The sequence below is a fragment of the Parageobacillus galactosidasius genome, from assembly GCF_002217735.1.
In the GTDB taxonomy this organism is placed as follows: Bacteria; Bacillota; Bacilli; order Bacillales; family Anoxybacillaceae; genus Parageobacillus_B; species Parageobacillus_B toebii.
Map to the genome: position 1 here is coordinate 564,302 of NZ_NDYL01000001.1, position 26,003 is coordinate 590,304.

Here is a 26,003-nt window from a genome sequence, read left to right on the forward strand (position 1 = left end):
CCATCATTCCTCCTTAATTTATCTATCACTTATTATATCAGTCGAAACATGAAGGAGGAATGTTACGATGGAAGTATTTTTGTTACAATAGTTATAATTAGTAGCGTACGTACGTTTTTGGCATGCAGTCATTTTTTGCAACCGCTGCATAAGCATATTGCAAAAGCCTCCATCATTCCTGTTTTTATTTCATCGGTCCGCCATCGTTTTTCGCGAAGTTCCACCGTCACATGAATAATGTTTTGAATGGATCGTTATTATTATAATATTCTCGCTTTGCTTGGGGATTGGCTTTTAAAGCTATATGGGCTCCAAGCCATTCAACCGCACATAGAAACAAAATCAACAATATTCCGCTTATCATCGATTCTTCCTCCTTTATGTTGTTTAAGAGTACAATAATGTATGAAACGCGTTTCAATGCAATAGTTTTTTGAAAAAAGGTGAAGAGGATGGCAAATATCCGGGAAATTGCAAAAGAAGCAGGAGTTTCGGTTGCGACGGTTTCACGAGTATTAAACGGATACCCATACGTGAAGGAAGAAAAGCGAAATGCAGTATGGGAAGCGGTAGAGAAATTGAATTATACAAAAAATATTAATGCGGTTCATCTAGCGAAAGGGAAAACGTCGATTGTCGGAGTCATTCTTCCATATGTGAATCATCCGTATTTCGCTACAGTATTGGAAGGAATATCAAAAGAAGCGCTTCGTCATCGGTATCACCTTTTGTTATTTCAAACGAATTACGATGTGGAAAAGGAATTAGAGGCGCTTGAGATGATGCGGATGAAACAAGTCGATGGGCTTATTATTTGTTCACATGTGGCAGACTGGAGCGTCATTGAGGAATATAAGAAAGATGGACCGATCGTATTATGCGAAGACGTCCAAGATCAAGATTTTTTATCCGTCTATATTGACCATTACGAGGCGTTTACGAAGGCTTTGAGCTATTTGATTCAAAAGGGGCATCGGCATATCGGCTATTGTATCGGAAGAACGACAGGAGCAAATAGCAAGGCGCGGGAAGCGGCATATTATGATACGTTGCGGCAAATTGGCGTTGAGCCGCGAAAAGAGTGGATTTTTGATCGTTGTTTATATATGGAAGACGGAAAGCGGGTGATCCGTCAATGGATGGAGCTGTCCGAAAAGCCGAGCGCTTTGCTTGTATCAAGCGATCAAGTGGCGGCGGGCATCGTGTTGTGGGGAAAAAAAGAAGGGGTAAACGTCCCCGATGACCTTGCGATTGTTAGTTTTGATAATCATCCGATTTCAGAACCGCTGCAAATTACGACGATGGAGCTGCCGCTTGCGCTGATGGGAACGAAGGCCTTTCGTCTCATTTATCATTACATCGAAACGGGGAATATCGTGAAGAAAAAGGAAAAACTGCCTATTCGTTTTATGGAACGCTCATCGGTATAAAAACATGGCATTATATGTGTTTCATCATATATCGGTTTACTGGGCGTCCAATTCCGCCATATTGAACATCGAGAGTGACTACCCCTTTCTTTTCTAAGTATTCTAAATAGCGGCGGGCAGTTACCCGGGCGATGCCGACTCCTTCGGCGACTTCCTCGGCGGAAACTGGTTCTGTTTGTTTTCGGAGATAATGAGCGATTTTTTGCAATGTGACTTCGTTTAATCCTTTTGGCAGCCCACTGCGAGGCTCGAACGTCTGGGGTTCGGTTGTCTGTAAAAGAGCGTCTAGCTCTTTCTGTGTTAACGATTCTTTTTCATTCAGTGCTTGACGAAATGAATGGTAATTTTCTAACGCTTGTTTGAGACGCTCGAATTTAAATGGTTTCATAATATAATCGAAAGCACCGTTTTGCAACACGCGGCGTACAGTATCGATATCACTTGCTGCGGTGATGGTGATGACATCTACTTCATATCCTTCGGAACGAATTTCTTTCAATGTTTCAAGACCATCCTTGTGAGGCATGTAAATGTCGATAATCACTAAATCAGGATGAAGTTTGCGGATTAGCTGTATCCCTTCCACGCCATTTGCAGCGACGCCAATAACGGTAAATCCTTTCACTTGTTCGATAAATTGGCGATTTACTTCCTGCACCATCGGATCATCTTCAATAAGCAATACGCGGTACATCTTTCTCCTCCTTACATGTCAAAGGTAATTGTAAATATCGTTCCTTTTCCTTTTTCTGACTGCACATCAATATGCCCTTTCCCTTTTTCGACAATATGTTTCACTAAATATAAACCGATGCCGCGCCCGTTTTCGCTTTTGGTTGAAAATCCTTCCTCGAAAATACGGTCGAGATGTTTTTCATCAATACCTTGGCCGTTATCTTCCACCGAGAGAGAACAAATTTCCTCATTTTGTTCAATGCTTACATATATTTCTTTTTCCCGGTCCGTAATGCCTTGAAAGGAATCAAACGCGTTTTCAATCAAGTTTCCAAGAATAATGACAAAATCATGATGGTCTAGTGCAGGTGGAAAAGCATGCAGACGGCTATGGCGGTCGATGATGACGCGAATGCCTAATTCCTTGCCGCGGCGGATTTTGCTAAGTAAAAGCCCGGAAATGCTTTCATCTTTAATATGCTTGCTTAAAAACCTAGTCAGTTCCTCCTGCTCTTCTGTCACTTGAAATACGTATTCGAGCGCCTTCTCCAAATGTCCTAATTGAATGAGTCCGGCGATCGTATGAAGTTTATTCATATACTCATGATTTTGCACGCGCAGAGCATTGACAAACGCTTTAACACCTGTCAACTCTTCGGCAAGCTTCTTCACCTCGGTACGATCTTGGAAAATAGCGATGGCACCAACGGTTTTGCCGTTCACTCTAATTGGAATGCGATTGCTCCAAATCGTTAAGTTTCCTATTTGTAATTCTTTGTTATAAATAGGCTGATCAATTTCTAATATTTCAGGTAGACGTGTGTCCGGAATAATAGCACGAATTGGTTTACCGATAACGTCTCCTTTGACGCCAAACATTCGTTTAGCCCGATCATTAAAAATCGTAATGTTTTCATTACTATCGATTGCAATGACCCCTTCATGCATGGCGTTAAAGGCTTCTGTCCGTTCAACAAGCAGCTTGGCAATTTCATGCGGCTCCAAATGAAACATTTGTCGCTTAATATGAGAAGCAAGCAGCCAAGCACCGATCCCGCCAATGAGCAAAGAAAGAATGATAGTAATCGAAATTTCTTCTTTTAAAGCATCAATCACTTCGAAAAAAGTCGGTAATCGATATGCCGCAATGACGACGCCGATTTGTTGATGATCTTTATTCATAATTGGGACGAACGCACGAATGACCGTGCCGATTTCACCGCGTGCTTTTGATGTGTAAGTATGTTCGGCAAAGGCAGGCCCTTCATCAGCGCCGCGGGAAACACGTCCGATCATGGATGGGACGGGATGGGAAAGGCGAACTTTATTCATGTCAAGAACAACAACGTAGTCGGCATTATGAATAATGCGAACACGCTCCACAATGATATTGATGGAAGATCGTTCTTCTTTTGTTCCGACAATATGTGATTTGATTTCAGGAAGCTCTGATACCGTCCGTGCTGTCAACAATGCCCGCTGTCGTAATTCCTCTTCTTTTGTATGAAAAAAGTCACCGATGACAAACATTCCGCTTAACAATAAGGAAAAGCTAACAATAAAGGAAATTAGGATCGTGATTTTCCAGCGGATGGATAGCCGATTCATCACAATGAATACCTCGTCTTTATGGAAAATAATATAATTTGTAATTATTTTAACATTTTTCAGCAATATGATAAAATTTGATTAAAAAGCTTAATCATAAAACGGTGTGGAATATGAAAAAGCAATGGTGGGTGGCGTCTCTTGTTTTGCTTGTCTGTTTAGGATACTTATTAAAACAGCATTTTCGCAATGAAAATATGGTGTATGATGATGAACAACAAGGGTTAAAAAAGCAAATTGTCATTTATTTTAGCCATGTAGTAGCGGAAAATACGCCAAAAGGATTAGCGGCGCAAAAATTTGCGGATCTTGTAGAGAAAAAAACAAATGGCCGTGTAAAAGTAGAAGTATTTCCGAATGGATCTTTATATTCCGATGGTGAGGAAATGGATGCTCTATTGCGCGGCGACGTGCAAATGATTGCTCCATCGTTTTCCAAAGTGACGGAGTTGATTCCGGAATGGCAAGTATTGGATTTGCCGTTTTTATTTCAAGATTATCACGATGTGGAGCGGGCATTTACAGGGGATGTGGGTGAACATCTTTTGGCGATGTTGGATCAAAAAGGGATTAAGGGATTGGCTTTATGGGGCAACGGTTTTAAACAAATGATGAGCACGGCTAGGCCGCTGGTCCGTCCTGATGATTTTCGCGGATTGCGCTTTCGTATTATGCCAAGCGAAGCGATTGAAAAGCAAATTCGTTTGCTCGAAGGCGAACCGATTGTTGTTTCATTTGATCATGTATACCGCTCTTTAGAAAGGCATGAATTTGATGGACAGGAAAATACGATTTCTAACATTTATTCGAAAGGTTTTTACAAATTTCAGCCATATATAACGATTAGCAATCATGGGTATCTCGGCTATGCCGTGATGATGAATAAATCTTTTTGGGAAAGTTTGCCGAAAGATATTCAGCAAAAAATAACAGAAGCGATTCAGGAAACAACGAAATGGAATTTACAACAATCGAAAAAACAAAACGAACAGGAATTAGAAAAAATAAAACAAAACAAAAGTATTCATATTTATGAACTGTCTGAAGAAGAAAAAAAGAGATGGGAACGGAAGTTTGCGCCTTTGTATGATCAATTTACAAAAGAGTTTGGCGACAAGCTGCTTCGCGAAATTAAACAGAGATAAAGAGGAAGGCGGCCTTATTAAGAAAGGCCGCTCTTTTTTACGACCAAAAAGACCAAAAAGATCATTATCACCATAATATTTTTATTTTCTGAACTTTACTTTAACATTAGAATTGCAAAATGAAAGCGTTGTCAAGGTTACGAAAGGAGAGGGGAGAAATGCGGGGTAAGTTTAAAAACTTAACCGTACAAGTAATTATTGGAATTATACTGGGGATTATCGTTGGTTTTTTATTCCCTGAATTTGGATCAAAATTAAAAGTGCTTGCAGATGCATTTATTAAGCTAATTAAAATGGTCATTGCGCCGATTATTTTCTTCACGGTCGCAATTGGAATCGGCAGCATGGGGGATTTGAAAAAGGTTGGCCGCATCGGTGGAAAAGCGCTTATTTACTTTGAAATTATTACTACGTTCGCTTTAGCAATCGGAATTATTGTGGTTAATTTGATCAAACCTGGGGTAGGGTTTAATACTGATGCCGTAAAAGGCGGCGATGTATCACAGTATACGAAGCAAGCAGAAGAAGTGAATCATGGCGTCATTGAGTTTTTGCTTGGCATCATCCCGGATAACGTTGTTGGGGCGCTAGCAAAAGGCGAATTATTGCCGATTTTATTCTTTGCCGTATTATTCGGCCTTGCCGCGGCGGGGTTAGGAGAAAAAGCCAAACCGGTTATTACCTTATTTGAGCGTTTGGCGGACATTTTCTTCGGTGTTGTTAATATGATCATGAAAGTATCGCCAATTGCAGCGTTCGGTGCGATGGCGTATACGATTGGCACATTTGGAATCGGTTCATTGCTTTCGCTTGGAAAATTAATGGCTTCTGTGTATATTACGATGGCGCTATTTATTATTGTCGTACTCGGACTTATCGCGAAGTTTTACGGGTTTAATATTTTTAAATTTATTGCTTATATCAAAGAGGAAATTTTACTTGTGCTTGGCACATCTTCTTCTGAATCGGCATTGCCAAAACTGATGGAGCGCCTTGAAAAATACGGGTGTTCGAAGCCAGTTGTTGGGCTTGTTGTGCCGACAGGATATTCCTTTAACCTCGATGGAACATCTATTTATCTTTCGATGGCGGCGATTTTTATCGCCCAAGCTTACGGTATCGATTTAAGCATTTGGCAAGAGCTTACGTTGCTCGGAATTTTAATGTTAACGTCAAAAGGTGCAGCAGGGGTCACAGGTTCCGGATTTATTACACTTGCGGCGACTTTGGCAGCGTTCCCGATGATTCCAGTAGAAGGAATCGCGTTATTGCTTGGCGTAGACCGCTTTATGTCGGAAGCGCGTGCCATTACAAACTTAATTGGCAATGCTGTAGCGACTGTTGTTGTTTCTAAGATGGAAAATGAATTTCATCCTTCTGAAGAACAACATGCAGAGAGAACGAAGATGGTTGTTGCAAAGTAAACTTTAGCAATTCGACATCACCTATGCTTTTCTGCCAGTTCGATGCAACATATGAAGGCAGGCAAATTTTTGCCGCTTATGGCAGAAAAGCATTTTTTATTTTAAAAATTTGACAATAAATCTAATTTTTTATATCATAAATCTTGAATTCAAGATTTATGAATTCAGTGTTTATAACGATCTTGCAAGAATAATGAATGGCATGCAAAAAAATGGAGAAATTACAGTTGGGAAGTCCGGCAAGGCCGTGAAACACTCATTTTTTCCACGAAAAAATTCGTGTAAAGGGGAGAATAGACGATGGAAAATGTAAAATTAGCCATTATTTATTACAGCTCAACAGGTACGAACTATCAATTGGCAAAATGGGCGGAAGAAGCGGCGAAGGAAGCAGGGGCAGAAGTAAAAGTAGTAAAAGTTCCTGAACTCGCTCCAAAAGAAGCAATTGAATCGAATCCAGCGTGGAAAGCTCATGCGGAAGCAACGAAAGATGTCCCAACAGCTACGTTAGCGGACTTAGAATGGGCGGATGCGATTATTTTCAGCGTGCCGACTCGCTTTGGCAATATTCCTTCGCAATTAAAGCAATTTTTAGATACAACCGGCGGATTATGGGCACAAGGAAAGCTTGCCAATAAAGTTGTCAGCGCCATGGCATCTGCAGGAAATGCTCATGGCGGCCAAGAACAAACCATTTTACAACTATATACAACAATGTACCACTGGGGTGCGATCGTAGTAGCGCCTGGATATACGGATCAATCTGCTTTTGTTGCAGGAGGAAATCCATACGGAACGAGTGTGACAGTCGATCAAAACGGAAAAATAGTAGAAAATGCGGAAGCTGCTGTGAAACATCAAGCGCGCCGTACCGTTCAAGTTGCGCAATGGATAAAAAATGGAATGCGACAATAAGATGAGGGTTTTTACCCTCATTTTTTTATGCATTATATTTTGCTTTTTTTATGTACGAAAAGATAATAAAATAAAAGTAAGCAAATTTTCGAAAAGGGAGAGAAAATATGAAACACTTACAAGATCGAGTTACGTTACATAATGGTGTACAAATGCCGTGGATCGGACTTGGGGTTTATAAAGTGAAGAATGGAGAAGAAGTCATTAACGCGGTGCGCACCGCTCTAGAAATTGGCTACCGCCATATAGACACTGCGGCATATTATGAAAACGAAGAAGGTGTCGGAAAAGCGATACGTGAATCAGGCATTCCGCGCGAAGAAATATTTATTACGACAAAAGTGTGGAACTCTGATCAAGGATACGAAACAACATTGAAAGCATTTGAAACGAGCCTGCAAAAGTTAGGTCTGGAATATGTTGATTTATATTTAGTGCATTGGCCGGTAAAAGGAAAATATAAAGAAACGTATAAAGCGTTGGAGAAGCTATATAAAGATGGGCGTGTCCGGGCAATTGGCGTAAGCAACTTCCAAATTCATCATTTAGAAGATTTAATGGCTGATTGCGAAATTAAACCGATGGTAAATCAGGTGGAATATCATCCTCGCTTGACGCAAAAAGAACTCCATGCTTTCTGCAAACAACACGGCATTCAGCTTGAAGCATGGTCGCCGCTGATGAGAGGAGAAATTTTGCAAGAACCGACGCTTGTGGAAATTGGTGAAAAATATGGGAAAACTCCAGCACAAGTCGTCCTTCGTTGGGATTTGCAAAACGAAGTTGTCACGATTCCAAAATCCGTAACGCCACAACGCATTAAGGAAAACGCGAATGTTTTTGATTTTGAGCTAACGGCAGAGGAAATGGCAAAGATTGATGCGCTTAATTTGAACAAGCGAATCGGACCAGATCCGGATAACTTCGATTTTTAATTATGATGCGAGAAAAAGGGGTTTTTCCGTTGTGGAGAAGCCTCTTTTTTGCAAAAACGAATTTTGTGGCGTATTCAATTTTTCTTGTTAGCCATTCATAAATTGTATGATTTGACGTATGAAAGATCGTTAAAGTACAATAAATATTAGTATACACATTTACATGTGATACAAAAATAACGGAGGGGGCTGCAATGCTATTCCATCCGATGGATTTTCTCATTCTCATTGCCTTTGGCATTTCGCTATGGGCGCAATTTAAAGTATCAAGCAATTTCAACACTTGGTCTCAAGTTCCTGCTTCTTCCGGATTAACAGGCGCGGAAGTTGCACGCATGATTTTGGACCGCAACGGTCTTTATGATGTGCCTGTCGAAGTGGTGCCAGGAAGATTAACGGACCATTATGATCCGATTTCGCGCACTGTTCGTTTATCGGAACCGGTATATTATGGTCGCTCTATCGCTTCCATATCGGTTGCCGCGCACGAAGTCGGGCATGCTGTACAACATCAACAATCATATGGTGCGTTAGTACTTCGGCATCGCATGTTTCCAATTGTAAACTTTACATCAGGAGCGGCGCCATTTTTATTGTTGGCGGGATTTTTGTTCAAACAGCTTTCGCTAATTGGATTAGGCATTATTTTCTTTTCATTTGCCGTCGCTTTCCAACTCATTACGTTGCCGGTAGAGTTTAACGCAAGCTCGCGGGCGAAAAAATTTATGTTAGCGGAAGGTATTATTTATCCGGATGAAAAGCGCGGCGTCAACAAAGTATTGGGAGCGGCCGCATTGACATATGTGGCAGCAACGCTCATTTCGGTTTTAGAATTGTTAAAATACGTGTTAATTTTTACGCAAAATAACAATGAAGAATAAGGATATAAACCCGTCTGTAGGAGGTGTGATCCGGGCGCGTTATCCGCGTCCGGAAACCAATTGGACATAGTCAACTTGTTAGTGGTAGCATTGCTTATTGCATGTACCGCTTTTTTCGTAGCTTCGGAATTTGCGATTGTCAAAGTTCGCAGCTCGCGCATTGACCAATTAGTTAGCGAAGGAAATAAACGGGCGATTGCTGCCAAAAAGGTGATCTCCAACCTTGATGGCTATTTGTCGGCGAACCAATTAGGCATTACGATTACATCGCTAGGGCTTGGTTGGCTCGGTGAACCGACGGTGGAGCGGATATTAACACCGCTTTTTGAACGCATCCATTTATCGGAGTCGATTTCGCACGTTTTATCCTTCGTTATTGCCTTTTCGACGATTACGTTTCTTCACGTCGTTGTCGGAGAGCTGGCTCCCAAGACGTTTGCGATCCATAAAGCGGAGGCGATTACACTGTTTACAGCTCAACCGCTTATTTTATTTTATAAAGTGATGTATCCGTTTATTTGGATGCTCAACAATTCCGCGCGCCTCGTCGCCAGAATGTTTGGGTTAAAGCCAGCGGCAGAACATGAAATTGCCCATTCCGAAGAAGAGCTACGTCTCATTTTATCAGAAAGCTACAAAAGCGGAGAGATTAACCAATCAGAATATCGATATGTGAACAATATTTTTCGATTTGACGATCGGGTTGCAAAAGAAATTATGGTACCGCGCAAAGAAATTGTTGCGCTCGATATTAATCGAAGCGTGAAAGAGAATTTGGAAATTATTAAAGAGGAAAAATATACTCGTTATCCAGTTATTGATGGCGATAAAGATCACGTTCTTGGACTTATTAATGTGAAAGAAGTGTTTACCGATCTTGTGACAAATCCATCCGAAGAAAAACAAATGAAAGATTATATCCGCCCAATCATTCAAGTGATTGAATCAATCGCGATCCATGATTTGCTTGTGAAAATGCAGAAAGAACGCATCCACATGGCCATTTTAGTCGATGAATATGGCGGTACGTCGGGACTTGTTACTGTCGAGGATATTTTAGAAGAAATTGTTGGAGAAATTCAAGATGAATTTGATGTAGATGAAATTCCGTTGATCCAAAAAATTGATGAAACACGTACGATTATCGATGGGAAAGTGCTGATTAGCGAAGTAAATGATTTGTTTGGCCTCTCCATTGATGATGAGGATGTCGATACGATTGGAGGATGGATTTTAACGAAGCATTATGATATTAAAGTAGGCGATAGCGTCGAAATCGATAATTACTTGTTTACGGTGAAGGAGATGGATGGTCACCACGTGAAGACGCTAGAAGTCGTGAAGCAGGAAAAAGAAGAGAGAGAAGCAGATAATGAACTCGGTGAAAAAGAGGAATTGCATTTATGAGGCAGACGTTTATAGGACGTCTGCCTTTTATGGTGGATCCATGTAAAACCGAGCGATATCAACAGGAAAATCGTCAACGCGAGCGATGCATGAAATCATTTCGTTCGTAAAAGGATGCAAAAATGATAGTTTGACGGCGTGAAGTGCTTGTCGATGGAATGTGTCTTTTCCGCCATAAAGAACATCTCCGACTAACGGATGACCGATGTAACTCATATGGACGCGGATTTGATGAGTGCGCCCGGTATCGAGGGAAAGCTCTACGAGCGATGTTTGTTCATCAGGAAACGTATGTAAGACGCGGTAGTGCGTTACCGCTTTTGCACCCGTTTTCGAAACTCTTCGCCTCGTTGGATGATGGCGATCGCGTCCAATCGGTGCAGAAATCGTTCCTGATTTATTTTTTAGGATGCCATGGACGAGCGCTACATACGTCCGTTTGATGAGCCGTTTTTCCAACATCCGATCAAGCGTGGCTCCTGCAAGCGTATGTTTGGCAAACAAAATCGTCCCCGATGTGTCACGATCAAGCCGGTGAATATGCCGTACTTTCGTCAAAATCCCTTGTGATTGTAAATAAAAAGCGACCGCGTTCGCTAAAGTCCCTGTTTGAGAAGGTTCAGAAGGATGGATATCGATTCCAGCGCCTTTATTAATAATAAGGAGATGCTCGTCCTCCCATAAAACGGAAAGCTCTCGATATTCAGGAATAATGATGGAAGGTTCAGGTTTATAAAGGTGCAACTGCAGGCGGTCTTTTTCTTTTAATGGCGTTTGCCATGATGCTTCTTTTCCGTTGAGCTTGATTCCTTTTTCCATTCGCAGCTGATGAGCTAACTTTTTAGAGGCGCACCATACTTCTTTTAGCAACGATTCAATCGTACGTCCTTCCCAAAAAGAAGGAATGACGCATTCAAGCCAGTCTCCTTTTTTGGACCACATCATTATTTCACTCCAAAATTTCAAAACAGTGGAAACACTTTCTACCTCAATATATGTATCAGATATGATACACTCATAGTAGCGTTTTATAGTATGTTATGCAAGTGCGAAAAGGTGGTAAGAACATGAAAATGGTTTATGCAGCTACGAAAGAACAAGAGGAATATATGAATTATTTAGTCAATTATTTTTACACAAACATTTTTCCGTATTATTTTGATGATGAACAAATTAATAAGTTTGAAAATTCGAAAATCCTTTCATTACCAAGGGAATACGTTACATACAATGGAACGATGAAAGAAGCGTTTCAAATTATTTCATCACTTCAATCGTTAATTACTGTGATCGAATATGTAGGAGAAAGCGGAGATTGCGAACGGTATCGTGATCTATTTGAGCGGAACGTCAAATTACTTAGGCGGTACGGTATTACGTTTCCGTTTATGATCGAGCAGTTTATGAGCAAGCGTCATTACCCATGCAGTATGTATTTGCCTTCACAAAGCGATTGGTTAATGTAAGATGGAGCTCGTCCATCACAGGGCGAGCTCCTTATTTATTGCTATGTTGAATCGAAGAAAACCAGTCACGGAAAACTGCTTTTTCATGATAGCCATCGATTCGTTTTACTTCTTTCCCTTTTTCATAATGAACAAGGGTTGGTGTTCCATCAATATGGTACTTATCCCATCCATCTTCAAATTCAAGCAAATTAAACATTTTTAAGTCAATGCCCATTTGTTTTGCCAAAGGGACGACGATCGGAGTTGTTTTTTTACAGTGCGGACAAGTCGGGCTGTAAAAATAGACGGTGACCGTTTCTTTGTTTTTTAACTTCTGTTCTAATTCGTTCGGCAAAATGATGTTTTGATAATTTGGATCATCAAGCTGCGCAACAGTTGCAGGGTCAAGTTCTTCTTTATGATAAGGATTATTTTTGGCAGCTTGTTTTTGCTGATACGATGTGATAAAGGAGATCGCCGCAAACAGCGCTACAATAATCGATCCGAAGATAAGGAGCTTTTTCAACTTATTTTCCCTTCTTTCTCTTTACGAATAATGAAGATGCTTAATACACTAATGAGAAAAAATGCAACTAACGCTAAAAATGGAATCGTAATAAAGCCAAGCCAATTAATGTACTGTCCCGTGCAAGGGACGCGGCCGCACGAAATCGCATGGGTTTGGAAAAACGGAATTTTTTGCAGAGCATAATGGTAAAGCGAAATCGTTCCACCGATGATGGATAATGCAAGGCTATAGCGAGCGATGCCATATTCTTTCCGAATGGCCGCAAGCCCTAACAAAACCACCTGTGGATACATAAAAATGCGTTGAAACCAGCAAAGATCACAAGGGGTAAATTTTAAAATTTCGGAAAAGTAAAGGCTACCAAGCGTCGCGATCAATGAAATTCCCCAAGCGCCGATAAGCGCGTTTTCCAATGTTTTGGCATTGTTATTCATACTGTAGTCCCCTTATTTCTCATGTTTATTGCCATTTTCATTATATTGGACGAAAAGGAGAATGTAAAATTTTAATAAATATATAAGCCGCTATTTTTATTTTATAGTACAATGCTTGTGTACAACTGGACAAGAGGTGAGAAATTTGGAACGAGCATGGTGGAAAGAGGCGGTTGTGTATCAAATTTATCCGCGCAGTTTTTACGATTCCAACGGGGATGGCATTGGCGATATCCGCGGCATTATCGCGAAACTTGATTATTTAAAAGAACTTGGCGTGGATGTGGTATGGCTATCTCCGGTATATAAATCGCCAAATGATGATAACGGATACGATATAAGCGATTATCGCGATATTATGGATGAATTCGGTACGATGGAAGATTGGGAAGAAATGCTTGAGGAAATGCACAAACGCGGGATTAAGCTAGTGATGGATTTAGTCGTCAATCATACATCAGATGAGCATCCGTGGTTTATCGAATCAAGAAAGTCAAAGGACAATCCGTATCGCGACTACTATATATGGCGGCCTGGAAAAGATGGAAAGGAACCGAACAATTGGGAGTCAATTTTTAGCGGTTCAGCGTGGGAATATGACGAAACGACGGAAGAATATTATTTGCATCTTTTTTCAAAAAAACAACCAGATTTAAACTGGGAAAATCCAAAAGTGCGCCGCGAAGTGTATGACATAATGAAGTTTTGGCTTGACAAAGGCGTCGACGGCTTTCGGATGGATGTCATTAATATGATTTCGAAAACACCAGGATTACCGGATGGTGAACCGCAGGAAGGAAAAAAATATGTTTCAGGAAGCAAATATTTTATGAACGGTCCGCGCGTTCACGAATTTTTGCAAGAAATGAACCGGGAAGTGTTATCAAAGTACGATATTATGACGGTTGGAGAAACGCCGGGAGTGACTCCGAGAGAAGGCATTTTATATACAGATCCGTCTCGCCATGAATTAAACATGGTGTTCCAATTCGAGCATGTGGATTTAGATTCAGGGCCTGGAGGAAAATGGGATATTCGTCCATGGTCGTTGGCCGACTTGAAAAAAACGATGACAAAATGGCAAAAAGAGCTAGAAGGAAAAGGATGGAACAGTCTTTACTTAAACAATCATGATCAGCCACGCGCTGTTTCTCGCTTTGGCGATGATGGAAAGTATCGTGTGGAATCGGCGAAAATGCTTGCAACATTTCTCCATATGATGCAAGGAACACCGTATATTTACCAAGGTGAAGAGATCGGAATGACCAATGTGCGCTTCCCGTCGATTGAATACTACCGCGATATTGAAACATTGAACATGTATAAAGAACGTGTGGAAGAATATGGTGAAGATCCGCAAAAAGTGATGGAGAAAATTTATTATAAAGGGCGTGACAACGCGCGCACACCGATGCAGTGGGATGACAGCGAAAACGCAGGATTTACAACGGGGACGCCATGGATTCCAGTAAATCCAAATTATAAGGAAATCAACGTAAAAGAGGCTTTAGCGGATCCAAATTCGGTGTTTCATTATTATAAAAAATTAATTCAACTTCGCAAGCAGCATGACATTATTGTCTATGGAACATATGACTTAATTTTGGAAGACGACCCTTATATTTACGCATACACACGCACATTGGGAAATGAAAAGCTGATTGTTATTACCAATTTTTCTGAAAAAACTCCTGTTTTCCGGCTTCCGGATGATATCACCTACAAAACAAAAGAACTGCTTATCAGCAATTACGATGTTGATGAAACGGAAGAACTGAAAGAAATTCGCCTGCGTCCATGGGAGGCGCGCGTATATAAAATCCGTTTGTCATGAAACATTTGCTTTTTCCGGTGCCAATACTAAACGGTGCAAACATTATTTTCTATCTATATCCTCCCGCCAATCCGCCCATAATAATCGGTGAAAGGGGAGGATCACATGAATAATAACAACAACAAAGTTCAAGACGTTATGACGAAAAATGTAGCGACAGTTTCTCCTAACCAAACAGTTCAAGAAGCTGCGCAAATCATGAGCCAAAAAAATATTGGGGCTCTTCCAGTAGTGGAAAACGGTCAAGTAAAAGGAATGATCACGGACCGTGATATTACACTCCGTACATCGGCGCAAGGAAAAGATCCAGCTTCCACTCCTGTATCGGAAATAATGACGAATCGCGTGGTCACTGGTACGCCTAATATGAGCGTTCAAGAGGCGGCAAGTGTGATGGCGCAACATCAAATTCGTCGTTTGCCAATTGTCGAAAATAACCAAATTCAAGGAATTGTCGCTTTAGGCGATATCGCGACAAACAGCGCGTCCGATCAAGCGGCGGGACAAGCATTGACAAACATTTCTGAGCCGTCGCAACCACAAGGATAAAAAAATGAAGGATGTCTCTGACTTATGAGACATCCTTTTTCTTTTATGAAGGATATTGTATGATGATAACGAATACATAAAGAAAGGGAGGGATGTCCGTTGGATTGGAAAAATAAATATGAACAATGGTTAGCACATAAGTCATTAGACAAAGAATTAAAGCGTTTATTAACAGAGCGTCAAGACGACCTGAAATGGCTGGAAGATTGTTTTTATAAAAACTTAGAATTTGGCACAGGCGGCATGCGGGGAGAAATTGGTCCGGGGACAAACCGGATGAACATATACACGATTCGGAAAGCATCAGAAGGTTTGGCGCGATACATAGAGTCCTTTGGCGAAGAAGCAAAAAAACGCGGTGTTGTCATTGCCTATGATTCGCGGCATAAGTCTCGGGAATTTGCGATGGAAGCAGCGAAAACATTGGCCACTCACGGCATTCAAACATATGTATTTGATGAGCTGAGACCGACGCCGGAGCTTTCGTTTGCTGTTCGTTATTTGCATGCATTTTCCGGCATCGTCATCACCGCAAGCCATAATCCGCCAGAATATAATGGATATAAAGTATATGGAGAAGATGGGGGGCAGCTTCCTCCAGACACGGCAGATGCGGTGATTCGATACGTCAATGAAGTGGAAAATGAACTTGATATCCATGTTGAGGACGAAGCAATTTTAAAAGAAAAAGGGCTCATTCAAATCATCGGCGAAGAAGTGGACAATGCTTATATTGACGCTGTAAAAACGGTCTCCCTTCAACCGAAGCTTGCGGAAGAAGTCGATATTCACATCGTTTTTACACCGCTTCACGGCACATCAAACAAACCGATTCGCCGCGCGTTAAAGGAACTTGGATACCGAAATGTATTTGTTGTTGAGGAACAAGAGCAGCCAGATCCGAACTTTTCCACAGTTGCATCGCCAAACCCAGAGGAGCATGCGGCATTTGCGTTAGCGATAGAGTACGGCAAAAAAGTCAATGCTGACTTGTTAATTGCGACAGACCCTGACGCCGACCGATTAGGGATTGCCGTAAAAAATGAAAAAGGCGACTATGTTGTATTGACCGGAAATCAAACAGGAGGCTTATTGCTTCATTACCTGCTATCCCAAAAGAAAGAAAAAGGGATATTGCCGCAAAATGGCGTGGTGCTAAAAACGATTGTAACCTCCGAGTTTGGCCGCGCGATTGCGCAATCTTTCGGCTTAGATACGGTGGATACATTAACAGGATTTAAATTTATCGGCGAAAAAATAAAAGAATATGAACAGACCGGTCAGTATACGTTCCAATTTGGCTATGAGGAAAGCTATGGCTATTTAATCGGTGATTTTGTACGTGATAAAGACGCGGTCCAAGCAGCGGTATTAGCGGTGGAAGTATGTGCTTTTTATAAAAAACAAGGTATGTCTTTATATGAAGGATTGCTGCAATTATTTCAACAATACGGCTATTACCGTGAAGGACAGCAGTCATTAACGTTAAAAGGAAGAGAAGGTGCGGAAACAATCCAGGCTATCCTAACATCTTTCCGCAATGAACCTCCGGTAGAAGTAGCAGGAAAAAAAGTAACCGTGATCGAGGATTACAAAACGAAAGAACGGGTAAATACTGCGGCTGGTGAAAAAACAATGATTACACTTCCGACTTCCAACGTATTAAAGTATTTGCTGGAAGACGATTCATGGTTTTGCTTGCGCCCTTCGGGAACAGAGCCAAAAATCAAAGTATATTTCGGCGTGAAAGGGAAGTCATTAGCCGACAGTGAAGCAAAGCTGCAACAACTTTCCAATGCAGTGATGAAACGAGTTCATAACTTTCTTCGCACTGCTTCGCCATCTTAAATGATAAACATAACGGAAAGGATCATGCCACATGTTAACAAACCAAGTAGCGATTATCACAGGAGCTTCTCGAGGAATCGGAAAGGCCATTGCGTTTCAATTGGCGGAACAAGGAGCAAAATTGGCGCTCGTGGGAAGTTCTGAAGGGGTTTATGAAACGGAAAAAGAGCTGAAAGAAAAAGGATTCTCTTATGTGAAGGCGTTCCAAGTGGACGTTGCCAATGAACAGCAGATGCAAAAGATGGTCACAGAAGTATTAGAAGAGTTTGGGCAAATCGATATTCTCGTCAACAATGCAGGGATCGGATTTTTTAAAGAAGTGGAAGAGACAACTGTGGAAGAATGGGAACGTATCTTTGCCGTTAATGTTCAAGGCGTGTTCATCGGAGTAAAAGCCGTGCTTCCGCATATGAAAGAAAGAAAATCGGGGACGATTATTACCATTTCTTCCGATGTCGGCCGCTACACGATTCCGAACGGAGCGGCATACACCGCGACCAAATACGCTGTTCAAGGATTTTCCGGTTCGCTGGCGCAGGAAGTAAGAAAATACGGCATTCGCGTTGGTACGATTAACCCAGGAATGGTTGATACATACTTCGCCAATTCGGTCCAAGGCGTTCCGGAAAAACGCGATTGGCTAAAAGCCGAAGATGTCGCCAAAGCAGTCGTCTATATGGCAAGCGCTCCAAAGCACATGCTGATCGATGAAATCGTCCTTCATCCGCTCATTCAACAGTATCCTATTGCATAAGCCGAAAAAGACAATGCCGAAGGTCGGCGTTGTCTTTTTTCTATACGATTGGAGCGAAGGGGGAAGGAAAATGAGCAAGGACAAGCAGGATATTCAAGAATTGCTTACATTAAAATCCATTGCCGAAACATTGAATGAGTGCAATGATTTAAAGGAAATGCTGCAGACGGTATTAAAGGAATTAATACAAGTGATGAGATTGCAATGCGGCTGGATTTTTTTTGTTCATCCAAAAGAAGGATACTCTCTTATTGCTGACTATCAATTACCTCCTGCACTGACATGGGAAAATAAGAAGCCGATGTGCGAAGGAGGCTGTTGGTGTTTGGAACGGTACAGAGATGGGCGGCTGCAGCGGGCAGCGAATGTCATTGAATGCAAGCGGCTTGAAAAGGCAATCGAAGAGCAATGGGGAGATACCAATGGCGTTACCCACCACGCGAGCATTCCTCTTCGTGCAGGGGATGAGAAATTTGGAGTGCTCAATGTAGCTGCTCCGCATAAAACGAGTTTTACAAATAAAGAACTGGCATTATTAGAAGCGGTTGCTTATCAAATCGGGACAGCAATAAAGCGAATCAAGCTCGCTGAAAATGAACAAAACCTCGCGTTAATAGCAGAACGCAACCGCTTAGCGCGAGATTTGCACGATTCGGTGAGCCAGTTATTATTTTCGCTGCAGTTGACGGCACGCGGCGCAAAAGAAATGACTCAAGACGAAACAATAAAAGATACATTCGCCTACATTCAACAATTAGCGCAAGAAGCCCTTCAGGAATGCGGGCGCTTATTTGGCAGCTTCGTCCGCATGGGTTGGAACATGGGCTAGCCAACGCCTTTCAGCATTACGGAGATATGCTCGGGTTAAAAGTAACCGTGGATATTAACGGACTGATCGATTTATCTAATGAAGTCGAAGAGTGTTTATGGCGCGTGGGACAAGAAGCATTGAATAACTGCAAAAAACACGCGGGAGTGTCTGAGGTTGATATGGCGATCCACGTCCAAAAGCACTATGTCCATATGAAAATACATGATGAGGGATGCGGATTTTCCAAGACGGATGGACATCCTTTTTCTCTCGGCTTAAATAGTATGAAAGAGAGGGTCGCATCGTTAAATGGCGACATTCATATCAAAAGTGCCGCAGAGGAAGGAACGACGATTGATGTCATCATTCCGTTGAAAAAGGGGAGAGGATAATGGGGTCAACGTACTTATTGTGGATGACCATCATGTTGTTCGGCGAGGATTAGCATTTTTCCTCAACACGCAAAAAGAAATTAACGTAGTCGGTGAAGCGTCCAATGGAAAAGAAGCGGTGGAACGGGTGAAAGAACTGCAACCAGATGTCGTGTTAATGGATTTGGTCATGCCGGTTATGGATGGCGTGGAAGGAACGAAAAAAATAAAGGAACTGTCTCCTCATAAGAAAATTCTCATTTTAACAAGTTTTTCTGATGTGGATCATGTTATTCCCGCCATTCGTGCCGGCGCATCGGGGTATCAATTGAAGGATGTAGAACCAGATCAGTTAGTACAAGTGATTATATCTGTGTACCGAGGCGAAAATCAGCTTCACCCGAAAGTCACCACGCATTTAATGACTCATGTGTCAAAGGGAGGGGATCGTAAGGAACAACTTATTGAAGCATTGACGAAGCGGGAAAAAGAAGTGCTTGCGGAAATTGCGAAAGGAAAAAGCAATAAAGAGATTGCCGCAGCATTAATGATTACAGAAAAAACGGTCAAAACGCATGTATCCAATATACTTGCTAAGTTAAATCTTGCGGATCGCACCCAAGCGGCTCTTTATGCTGTAAAACATCTCAGACTTTAGTTGTATTGAGGCTTCGGCTATTTTCGTATGTACAGCTCCCCCGATTTGCCGGCGAAAGAAGCCATTCCTTTGATTACACTATAATCAGAAAAACAAGGAAAAAAGGAGAGAAATGCCATGCATATCGTTGTAGTGAACGGAAGTCCGCGCAAATCGGGGAGAACGGGAATCGTCGCTAGACATATTGCAAAGCAATATGGAGCGCAGCTTATCGATTTAAGTGAAGGAGCCATACCGCTATATAACGGTGAAGCAGGCCAAGAAGAGTTGCCTGCTGTGTGCCAGTTACGCGAACAAATTCAGCAAGCCGATGGCATTGTGCTTTGTTCCCCAGAGTATCATAGTGCGATGAGCGGAGCGCTAAAAAACTCTCTTGATTTTTTAAGCAGCGATCAATTCGAACACAAACCAGCTGCTCTTATTGCGGTGGCAGGGGGAGGAAAAGGCGGAATCAATGCCTTAAACAATATGCGTACAGTAATGCGTGGATTGCATGCCAACGCCATTCCAAAACAGCTTGTCTTAGATTCCTCTTGTTTCGTTGATGATCATTTAACCCAAGCGGCGGCTATGCAAGTGGATGATATCCTTTCTGAGTTGCACCGTTATATCAGCGCAGCCAAGTGGTGGAGAGAGAAAAAAGAATAAGATGACCGAAGGATGCCGCTATATGAAAGCTTGTCCGCTGTTGTTTTGGTTTTTGCTTGCTTCGTTCATGCCCTTTATTGGTGTGATGATGACCAATTATCTTCATCCGATTTATATCACCGATGTCTTAAAGGAAGATAGTTCGGTATACGGAATCCAAAGTATGGTGTATGGAATTGGCGCAGCGCTCGCAGGGGCTGTAGTTCCGTTATTGCTGAGGAGAATCGGAACAGAAATAAGCATTACGATCACCGTATTTATGTATGCGATGGCGATGACGATGTTTCTTTTCGTAAAAAACACGTGGATATTTTATCTGCTTGTAAGCATTACCGCGTTTGGCAATGCGGGTACAAGGGTGGCACGCAGCTCGCTAATGATGGAACGAATCCCAAATGAGAAAATCGGACGGGTAGACAGTTTATTTCGTGCGTTCGGTTTTCTTATTCGTTCCATCTTGTTAAGCGTATTTACTGGTCTTGTTTCATTACAACATGTCCTGATTCCATATGCCATATTAAGCGGATTGCTTATCATTTCCGGGCTATTGGTGCTAAGGACTGGAGAATCGGTGAAAAAAGAACAATTTCATCTGAAAGGATAAAAGGAGATTTTTCTTATACATCGGTCGGAGAATCGATAGGATAAATAATGGGGAATTGGATCGAACCAATTCCCCGTTTTTTATTTACGAATAAGCGTATTGCTCAGCTCCTGTTTTTTGTTCGCTTGCCTCAAGGGCATGGTCGATATAACGCAACAGAGCGGTTAGCCGCTTTTGAATGACTGAGTAATCATATTCAAAATTGTAGGCGTGAAGAAATTGCTCAATTTTTTTCGAAAGCAAATCATCTTGTGTACGCACCATTAAAATAAGCAAATTATCCCATTCGGAGCGGTGCGTATAGTATAATGCTTTGTCATAATCGATGGTGTTCAAGTTCATGCCTCCTTTATAGAAGGAGATGTCTTTAGTGTATGATGGTTCTTGTTTTTTTTTACGCTGTAAATGTTACGTTAGAAGGTAAAAAATAAATTTACCGGTTTCAAAGTGCCGGTGTTTTACTTCTTTTTTTGCTGATAAAACCAATATATTGTGAGCAGGCAAATGAGGAGAATAAATACGGCCATAAAAAAAGTGCGATATTCATCCATATATTGTTTAATTATAATCCAATTCTTCCCTAAATAATTACCAATTGTAAGAAAGGTGAAGACCCAGACAAATGCTCCGCTATAGGCATATAACATAGATTTTTTTCGATCGTATGCGTTAAATCCAGCTAAAAATGCAGCAAGATGACGGATGCCAGGGATAAAATAGCAAATAAACAGCACCGATGGCCCTAGTTTGGCAAATAATGCTTTCGTTTGCTCTATTCGCTTTTCTGTAATATGTATTTTTGGACCTATTTTCTGCAAAAACGGCAATCCGAGTTTTACTCCTAAATAGTAGCTGATGGAGATACCAGCTATAGCACCAATAAAGCCAAAAACAAATGAGATAGGATATGACATGGAACCTGTGGAAATTCGGTATCCAATGTACGTAAGTAGCAGCTCATCCGGAATCGGCATACCGACAATTCCTAACATTAACACGACCATAATGCCGATATATCCAAAATGATCGATAAAATAATGTAAATAATGCTCCACTGTATCACCACACTTTAATAGTATGAGCAAAGCGAGTCAGCAGAAAATAAATGGGCTTTATTATTTGCTAATGTCCATTATAAACAATACATACGTTGAAGGAAATTTTTTATATAAAGATGGGGAAGAAAAGTAAACATATGATTGATCAGTCGTATGGATTAAACGCGAAATATGGAATGGACTTATACGTATCAAAACTCCTTTTTTCTCATACATTGTGATAAGAGGGAAAAGGGGAGGAGATGTGCATGCGACAAGATGATTTGAAGGAGTTGGAACGGGCGATTGCGGAGATTACGGAAATCGCTGAAGGGTTTGGGCTTGATTTTTATCCGATGCGTTATGAAATTTGTCCAGCGGATATTATTTATACGTTTGGTGCGTATGGCATGCCAACGCGGTTTTCCCACTGGACTTTTGGCAAGCAGTTTCACAAAATGAAACTGCAATACGATTTAGGCTTAAGCAAAATTTACGAGCTAGTCATTAACTCTGACCCTTGTTACGCATTTTTATTGGATACAAATTCGCTGATTCAAAATAAATTGATCGTCGCACATGTATTAGCGCATAGTGACTTTTTCAAAAATAACGTTCGTTTCAGCAACACAAAGCGGGATATGGTCGAAAGCATGGCAGCAACCGCCGAGAGAATCAAACATTACGAACATCAATATGGAAAATTGGAAGTAGAAAAGTTTTTAGATGCGGTATTGGCGATTCAAGAGCATATCGATCCGTCACTGCTTCGTCCGAAATTATCATGGACTTTGGAAGATACGGAAGTATACGAAGAAGAAGAACCGCCAAAAATAGCGTCGCCATATGATGATTTATGGTTGCTCGATGAAAAAGATAAGCCGACTCCGCCACCGCGTAAAAAGCGACGGAAATTCCCGCCGCAACCGGAAAAAGACGTATTATTGTTTATTGAAGAATATAGCCGTGAGCTGGAAGAATGGCAGCGCGATATTTTAACGATGATGCGCGAAGAAATGTTATACTTTTGGCCGCAGTTGGAGACGAAAATCATGAACGAAGGCTGAACTTCGTTTCGCAAAGGAGCTTTAAATATGTAAATGAGAAATCACTTGTATGCGGAAGTGATTTTTTATTTGTTTGATGTCGAAATTTTTAAATATTGCTCATTTGATTCATGGTTGCTGCATGGTTCGATAATGTTTAGCGATCATGCTAAAATAACGTTTGTAATACATTTTGGTGAACCATAGATTTCTTTGACAAATGGGAAATTGTATAATTTGTTAAATGTTAAAAGGATTGTTTCTTTTCTTTGTCAAATAATTTGTATTAAATATTAGAAATTTAAAGGAGATATATGGCGGAATGGACGCGAAGGATTTGTTGCGTATTATAGAAGATGGAGAAAATGCCGAATTGGAATGTAAAGCAGCCAAAGGCGGTCTACCGAAAGATGTTTGGGAAACGTATTCTGCTTTTGCAAATACAAATGGCGGTATTATTTTGCTTGGGGTTGAGCAAAAAGGACAAGAGTTTTTCCCAGTCGATGTTGATGCAAAAAAGTTAGTCAAAGACTTTTGGGATGGAATTAATAATCCACAAAGGATTAGTAAAAATATCTTAGTGGATCGAAATGTAGAAATTATTGAAGTTGATGGGAAAGAAATCGTGAAAATTTATGTTCCAAGAGCTTCACGTGAGGACAAGCCAATTTATATTGGTCATAATCCTTTTACAGGTACATATCGCCGCAATTATGAAGGAGACTATAAATGTACAAAAGAAGAAGTACAGCGAATGATAGCGGACCAATCGCCAATTCCTCAAGACAGCAAAGTTCTTCCCAATTACGGTTTAAATGATTTGAATATGGAATCGGTGAGAAGTTATCGAAATCGCTTTTCTTCTTTGAAACCAGATCATCCTTGGAATGGTTTAGAACTGAAGGACTTTTTATATAAAATTGGAGCTTTGGGAAGGCTACGCGAAACCAACGAGGAAGGGCTAACATTAGCCGGGTTGCTCATGTTTGGGGAAGAGCGCAGCATTACAGAGTATTTACCGCAGTATTTCTTAGAATATCGGGAAAAGAGTTCGGATGTGCCGGGGGAGAGATGGACAGATCGGATTATTTCTTCCGACGGCACTTGGTCGGGGAATTTGTATGATTTTTATTTTAAAGTGATCCGCAGACTAACGGATGATTTAAACATTCCTTTTCAAATGGAGGGGCTTTTTCGCAAGGATGATACAAGGGTGCACGCTGCTCTTCGTGAGGCTTTAGTCAATACGTTGGCTCATGCCGATTACTACGGGCGACGCGGAATTGTTATCGAAAAGGAAAAGATGTTATTTCGATTTTCCAACCCGGGTGTTCTTCGGATTCCTTTGCAACAAGCACTGAAAGGTGGAATAAGTGATCCGAGAAATCCAACGATTTTTAAAATGTTTATGTTAATCGGACTTGGTGAACGGGCAGGGTCGGGGATTGAGAATATTCATTTGGCGTGGAAAGAACAACATTGGACTGCCCCAGAATTAATTGAAGAATTTCAGCCGGATCGCACGATTCTTACGTTGCGAACAACTTCATTATTACCGCAGGAAAGCGTCGATTTTCTAAAAGCAGTTCTTGGGAAACATTATAAGTTTTTAACCAATGATGAAGTATTAATTTTAGTGACGGCACATCAAGAAAATTATGTGACCAATACGAGATTGCAAAGCCTGACAGATAAAAAGAGTGATGAAATAAGCAAATTATTATCCGGACTGGTGGAAAAAGGATATTTAGAACCAAATGGACAAGGAAGAGGTACAAAATATACGCTAACGGAAATGTTTCATCAAAAGTCTATAGGGAACTCCAGATATAATCGAATAAGCTCCGGACCTAGTGCTAATAACTCCGGACCTAACGCTGCTAACTCCGGACCTAACGAAAACGAACAAACAAAAGATCATGAAAAAGTGCTATTGGATATTTCTGAATTAGCAAGGAAGAAAAAGAGATTACATCCTTCCGAAATGGATGAGATCATTTTAAATCTTTGTGCAATTAAGCCGTTAACGCTCAAAGAATTAAGTCAATTACTGAATAGGCAGATGGATCCTCTTCGCAAAAAGTACATTTCACGATTGCTTAGGGAAGGAAAGTTAGAACTGCTATATCCGGAGCAAGTAAATCATCCGAAACAAGCATATATGACACGATCTCTTTTTAACCAGCATTAGGATACTGGATTCCTAATGCTGGTTTATTGTTATTAGACAAATTTCTCGATGATGTATAAAAGTTTGTGTAAAACATTTTGCTAGAACAAAAGAAAAAAGGTAGGGTATTCTCTGATTGGACCAAAAATCTTAGAGAAAGGAGAACCCTACCTATGTCTAAAAGAAGTATACCGAATGTCGACTGGGCAAATCAACTGGAAAGTGTTATTCGTCAATTTGTGAAAGAAAAATTAGAGCTGATTATGCGGGAAGAAATCAAACATTTCCTCGAAATCGAACAGGCTCGAACACCGAATAGGAGAAACGGCTGCTATCTCCGTTGTGTTCGGAAAAAAGATCAATTCGAAATGGCGGAGGACCTGAAACTCATTTATCGTTCTCCGAATAAAGAAATCGCATTGGAGATGTTTCAACAGTTTCAATCCAAATGGTCTCACAAATACCCAAGGGAAGTCCAATCGTGGGCAAATGAGTTGGATGTCCTTCTCACCTTTATGGACTATCCGAGCAGTATTCGAAGTGTGATTTATACAACCAATGCCATTGAACGAACGATCAAAGAGATTCGGAAACGTCTAAAGCCGATGAACAGTTTGAGCAGTTTAGAAGCCGCGGAAAAAGTCGTGTATTTGACCATCCAAGATTTTAATGAGAAATGGGCAGGACGAAAGTTGCGAGGATTTGCCGAAGCACAGGAAGCCCTCGAGCGAATGTTTGAAGAACGTTACAATTAACCAAATAATGTAAATATCAAACCAATACGATAAGGGGATTCTCCCTTTCTGCGCAATAGACTGAATATTCAGTCCCTCGTGTGGAGG

The 26,003-nt window shown here is 41.1% G+C and carries 24 protein-coding genes and 3 pseudogenes; 19 read left to right on the plus strand and 8 right to left on the minus strand.

Features of this window, described 5'->3' with window-relative positions; all coding sequences use genetic code 11:
* Positions 1-226: 226 nt before the first annotated feature.
* Positions 227-364, minus strand: a complete 138-nt coding sequence (locus B9L23_RS20270) for a hypothetical protein (protein ID WP_169712513.1) — start codon at positions 362-364, stop codon at positions 227-229.
* An 88-nt stretch (positions 365-452) separates the two neighbouring features.
* Here B9L23_RS20270 and B9L23_RS03070 point away from each other — a divergent pair, with 88 nt between their 5' ends.
* Positions 453-1,430, plus strand: coding sequence for a LacI family DNA-binding transcriptional regulator (locus B9L23_RS03070; protein WP_062756319.1), 978 nt, complete (start codon positions 453-455; stop codon positions 1,428-1,430).
* Positions 1,431-1,440: 10 nt separating this feature from the next.
* Here the strand turns inward: B9L23_RS03070 and B9L23_RS03075 are convergent, their stop codons facing one another.
* Together B9L23_RS03075 and B9L23_RS03080 are read right to left on the minus strand one after the other, a co-directional pair.
* Positions 1,441-2,124, minus strand: a complete 684-nt coding sequence (locus B9L23_RS03075) for a response regulator (RefSeq protein ID WP_081189049.1) — start codon at positions 2,122-2,124, stop codon at positions 1,441-1,443.
* A gap of 11 nt (positions 2,125-2,135) precedes the next feature.
* On the minus strand, positions 2,136-3,713 hold the full coding sequence (locus B9L23_RS03080; RefSeq protein ID WP_089096859.1) for an ATP-binding protein: 1,578 nt from the start codon (positions 3,711-3,713) through the stop codon (positions 2,136-2,138).
* A 113-nt stretch (positions 3,714-3,826) separates the two neighbouring features.
* Here B9L23_RS03080 and B9L23_RS03085 point away from each other — a divergent pair, with 113 nt between their 5' ends.
* The 6 genes from B9L23_RS03085 (at position 3,827) to B9L23_RS03110 (ending at position 10,420) form a co-directional block, all read left to right on the plus strand.
* Positions 3,827-4,858 carry a TRAP transporter substrate-binding protein gene (locus B9L23_RS03085; RefSeq protein ID WP_081189048.1) on the plus strand — a complete coding sequence of 344 codons (1,032 nt, stop codon included), beginning with the start codon at positions 3,827-3,829 and terminating at the stop codon, positions 4,856-4,858.
* Positions 4,859-5,016: 158 nt separating this feature from the next.
* Positions 5,017-6,282: a dicarboxylate/amino acid:cation symporter gene (locus B9L23_RS03090; RefSeq protein WP_012749236.1), complete on the plus strand. Its 1,266-nt coding sequence runs from the start codon at positions 5,017-5,019 to the stop codon at positions 6,280-6,282.
* A 300-nt stretch (positions 6,283-6,582) separates the two neighbouring features.
* Positions 6,583-7,197 carry an NAD(P)H:quinone oxidoreductase gene (gene wrbA / locus B9L23_RS03095; RefSeq protein WP_062756327.1) on the plus strand — a complete coding sequence of 205 codons (615 nt, stop codon included), beginning with the start codon at positions 6,583-6,585 and terminating at the stop codon, positions 7,195-7,197.
* A 107-nt stretch (positions 7,198-7,304) separates the two neighbouring features.
* Entirely contained in the window at positions 7,305-8,132 is an 828-nt protein-coding gene (locus B9L23_RS03100) for an aldo/keto reductase (RefSeq protein ID WP_089096860.1), read from the plus strand.
* 194 nt (positions 8,133-8,326) lie between these two features.
* The gene (locus B9L23_RS03105) at positions 8,327-9,013 is read left to right on the plus strand and encodes a zinc metallopeptidase (protein ID WP_062756331.1); all 687 of its coding nucleotides are present in this window, start codon (positions 8,327-8,329) and stop codon (positions 9,011-9,013) included.
* A gap of 60 nt (positions 9,014-9,073) precedes the next feature.
* Complete coding sequence (locus B9L23_RS03110; protein WP_062756333.1) at positions 9,074-10,420, plus strand: hemolysin family protein; 1,347 nt, start codon at positions 9,074-9,076, stop codon at positions 10,418-10,420.
* A gap of 27 nt (positions 10,421-10,447) precedes the next feature.
* Here the strand turns inward: B9L23_RS03110 and B9L23_RS03115 are convergent, their stop codons facing one another.
* On the minus strand, positions 10,448-11,362 hold the full coding sequence (locus B9L23_RS03115) for an RluA family pseudouridine synthase (protein WP_089096861.1): 915 nt from the start codon (positions 11,360-11,362) through the stop codon (positions 10,448-10,450).
* 125 nt (positions 11,363-11,487) lie between these two features.
* Here B9L23_RS03115 and B9L23_RS03120 point away from each other — a divergent pair, with 125 nt between their 5' ends.
* On the plus strand, positions 11,488-11,886 hold the full coding sequence (locus tag B9L23_RS03120; RefSeq protein WP_081189044.1) for a YhcU family protein: 399 nt from the start codon (positions 11,488-11,490) through the stop codon (positions 11,884-11,886).
* A 31-nt stretch (positions 11,887-11,917) separates the two neighbouring features.
* Here B9L23_RS03120 and B9L23_RS03125 read toward each other — a convergent pair whose 3' ends face one another.
* Both B9L23_RS03125 and B9L23_RS03130 read right to left on the minus strand, forming a co-directional pair.
* Entirely contained in the window at positions 11,918-12,394 is a 477-nt protein-coding gene (locus tag B9L23_RS03125) for a thioredoxin family protein (RefSeq protein ID WP_013877426.1), read from the minus strand.
* Positions 12,391-12,831 (minus strand): disulfide formation protein C, encoded by a 441-nt coding sequence (locus tag B9L23_RS03130; protein ID WP_081189042.1) that lies wholly within the window; start codon positions 12,829-12,831, stop codon positions 12,391-12,393. Before B9L23_RS03130 ends, B9L23_RS03125 begins: the two co-directional genes overlap by 4 nt.
* 145 nt (positions 12,832-12,976) lie before the next feature.
* Between B9L23_RS03130 and B9L23_RS03135 the strand changes: the two genes are divergently transcribed.
* The 8 genes and pseudogenes from B9L23_RS03135 (at position 12,977) to B9L23_RS03170 (ending at position 20,908) form a co-directional block, all read left to right on the plus strand.
* Positions 12,977-14,665 (plus strand): glycoside hydrolase family 13 protein, encoded by a 1,689-nt coding sequence (locus B9L23_RS03135; protein WP_089096862.1) that lies wholly within the window; start codon positions 12,977-12,979, stop codon positions 14,663-14,665.
* 105 nt (positions 14,666-14,770) lie between these two features.
* Positions 14,771-15,214, plus strand: a complete 444-nt coding sequence (locus B9L23_RS03140; protein WP_012749246.1) for a CBS domain-containing protein — start codon at positions 14,771-14,773, stop codon at positions 15,212-15,214.
* Positions 15,215-15,313: 99 nt separating this feature from the next.
* Positions 15,314-17,062, plus strand: a complete 1,749-nt coding sequence (locus B9L23_RS03145; protein ID WP_089096863.1) for a phospho-sugar mutase — start codon at positions 15,314-15,316, stop codon at positions 17,060-17,062.
* A gap of 31 nt (positions 17,063-17,093) precedes the next feature.
* A complete protein-coding gene (locus tag B9L23_RS03150; protein ID WP_062756346.1) occupies positions 17,094-17,816 on the plus strand; it encodes an SDR family oxidoreductase in 723 nt (240 codons plus the stop codon).
* Positions 17,817-17,886: 70 nt separating this feature from the next.
* A pseudogene (locus B9L23_RS03155) lies at positions 17,887-19,019 on the plus strand (GAF domain-containing sensor histidine kinase).
* A gap of 16 nt (positions 19,020-19,035) precedes the next feature.
* Positions 19,036-19,656, plus strand: a complete 621-nt coding sequence (locus B9L23_RS03160) for a response regulator (RefSeq protein ID WP_089096864.1) — start codon at positions 19,036-19,038, stop codon at positions 19,654-19,656.
* A 117-nt stretch (positions 19,657-19,773) separates the two neighbouring features.
* Positions 19,774-20,304 (plus strand): NADPH-dependent FMN reductase, encoded by a 531-nt coding sequence (locus tag B9L23_RS03165; protein WP_012749249.1) that lies wholly within the window; start codon positions 19,774-19,776, stop codon positions 20,302-20,304.
* Between the two features lie 22 nt (positions 20,305-20,326).
* Positions 20,327-20,908: an MFS transporter gene (locus B9L23_RS03170; protein ID WP_233252930.1), complete on the plus strand. Its 582-nt coding sequence runs from the start codon at positions 20,327-20,329 to the stop codon at positions 20,906-20,908.
* A gap of 84 nt (positions 20,909-20,992) precedes the next feature.
* Here the strand turns inward: B9L23_RS03170 and B9L23_RS03175 are convergent, their stop codons facing one another.
* Both B9L23_RS03175 and B9L23_RS03180 read right to left on the minus strand, forming a co-directional pair.
* Positions 20,993-21,244, minus strand: a complete 252-nt coding sequence (locus B9L23_RS03175) for a YhdB family protein (protein ID WP_012749250.1) — start codon at positions 21,242-21,244, stop codon at positions 20,993-20,995.
* 122 nt (positions 21,245-21,366) lie between these two features.
* On the minus strand, positions 21,367-21,963 hold the full coding sequence (locus B9L23_RS03180; RefSeq protein ID WP_169712514.1) for a DedA family protein: 597 nt from the start codon (positions 21,961-21,963) through the stop codon (positions 21,367-21,369).
* 251 nt (positions 21,964-22,214) lie between these two features.
* Between B9L23_RS03180 and B9L23_RS03185 the strand changes: the two are divergent.
* The 3 genes and pseudogenes from B9L23_RS03185 to B9L23_RS03195 form a co-directional block, all read left to right on the plus strand.
* Positions 22,215-23,009: pseudogene (locus tag B9L23_RS03185) on the plus strand (SpoVR family protein); the annotation flags it as partial.
* 304 nt (positions 23,010-23,313) lie between these two features.
* A complete protein-coding gene (locus tag B9L23_RS03190; RefSeq protein ID WP_089096866.1) occupies positions 23,314-25,182 on the plus strand; it encodes an RNA-binding domain-containing protein in 1,869 nt (622 codons plus the stop codon).
* Between the two features lie 314 nt (positions 25,183-25,496).
* Positions 25,497-25,916 (plus strand): annotated as a pseudogene (locus B9L23_RS03195) (transposase); the annotation flags it as partial.
* Positions 25,917-26,003 lie beyond the last annotated feature (87 nt).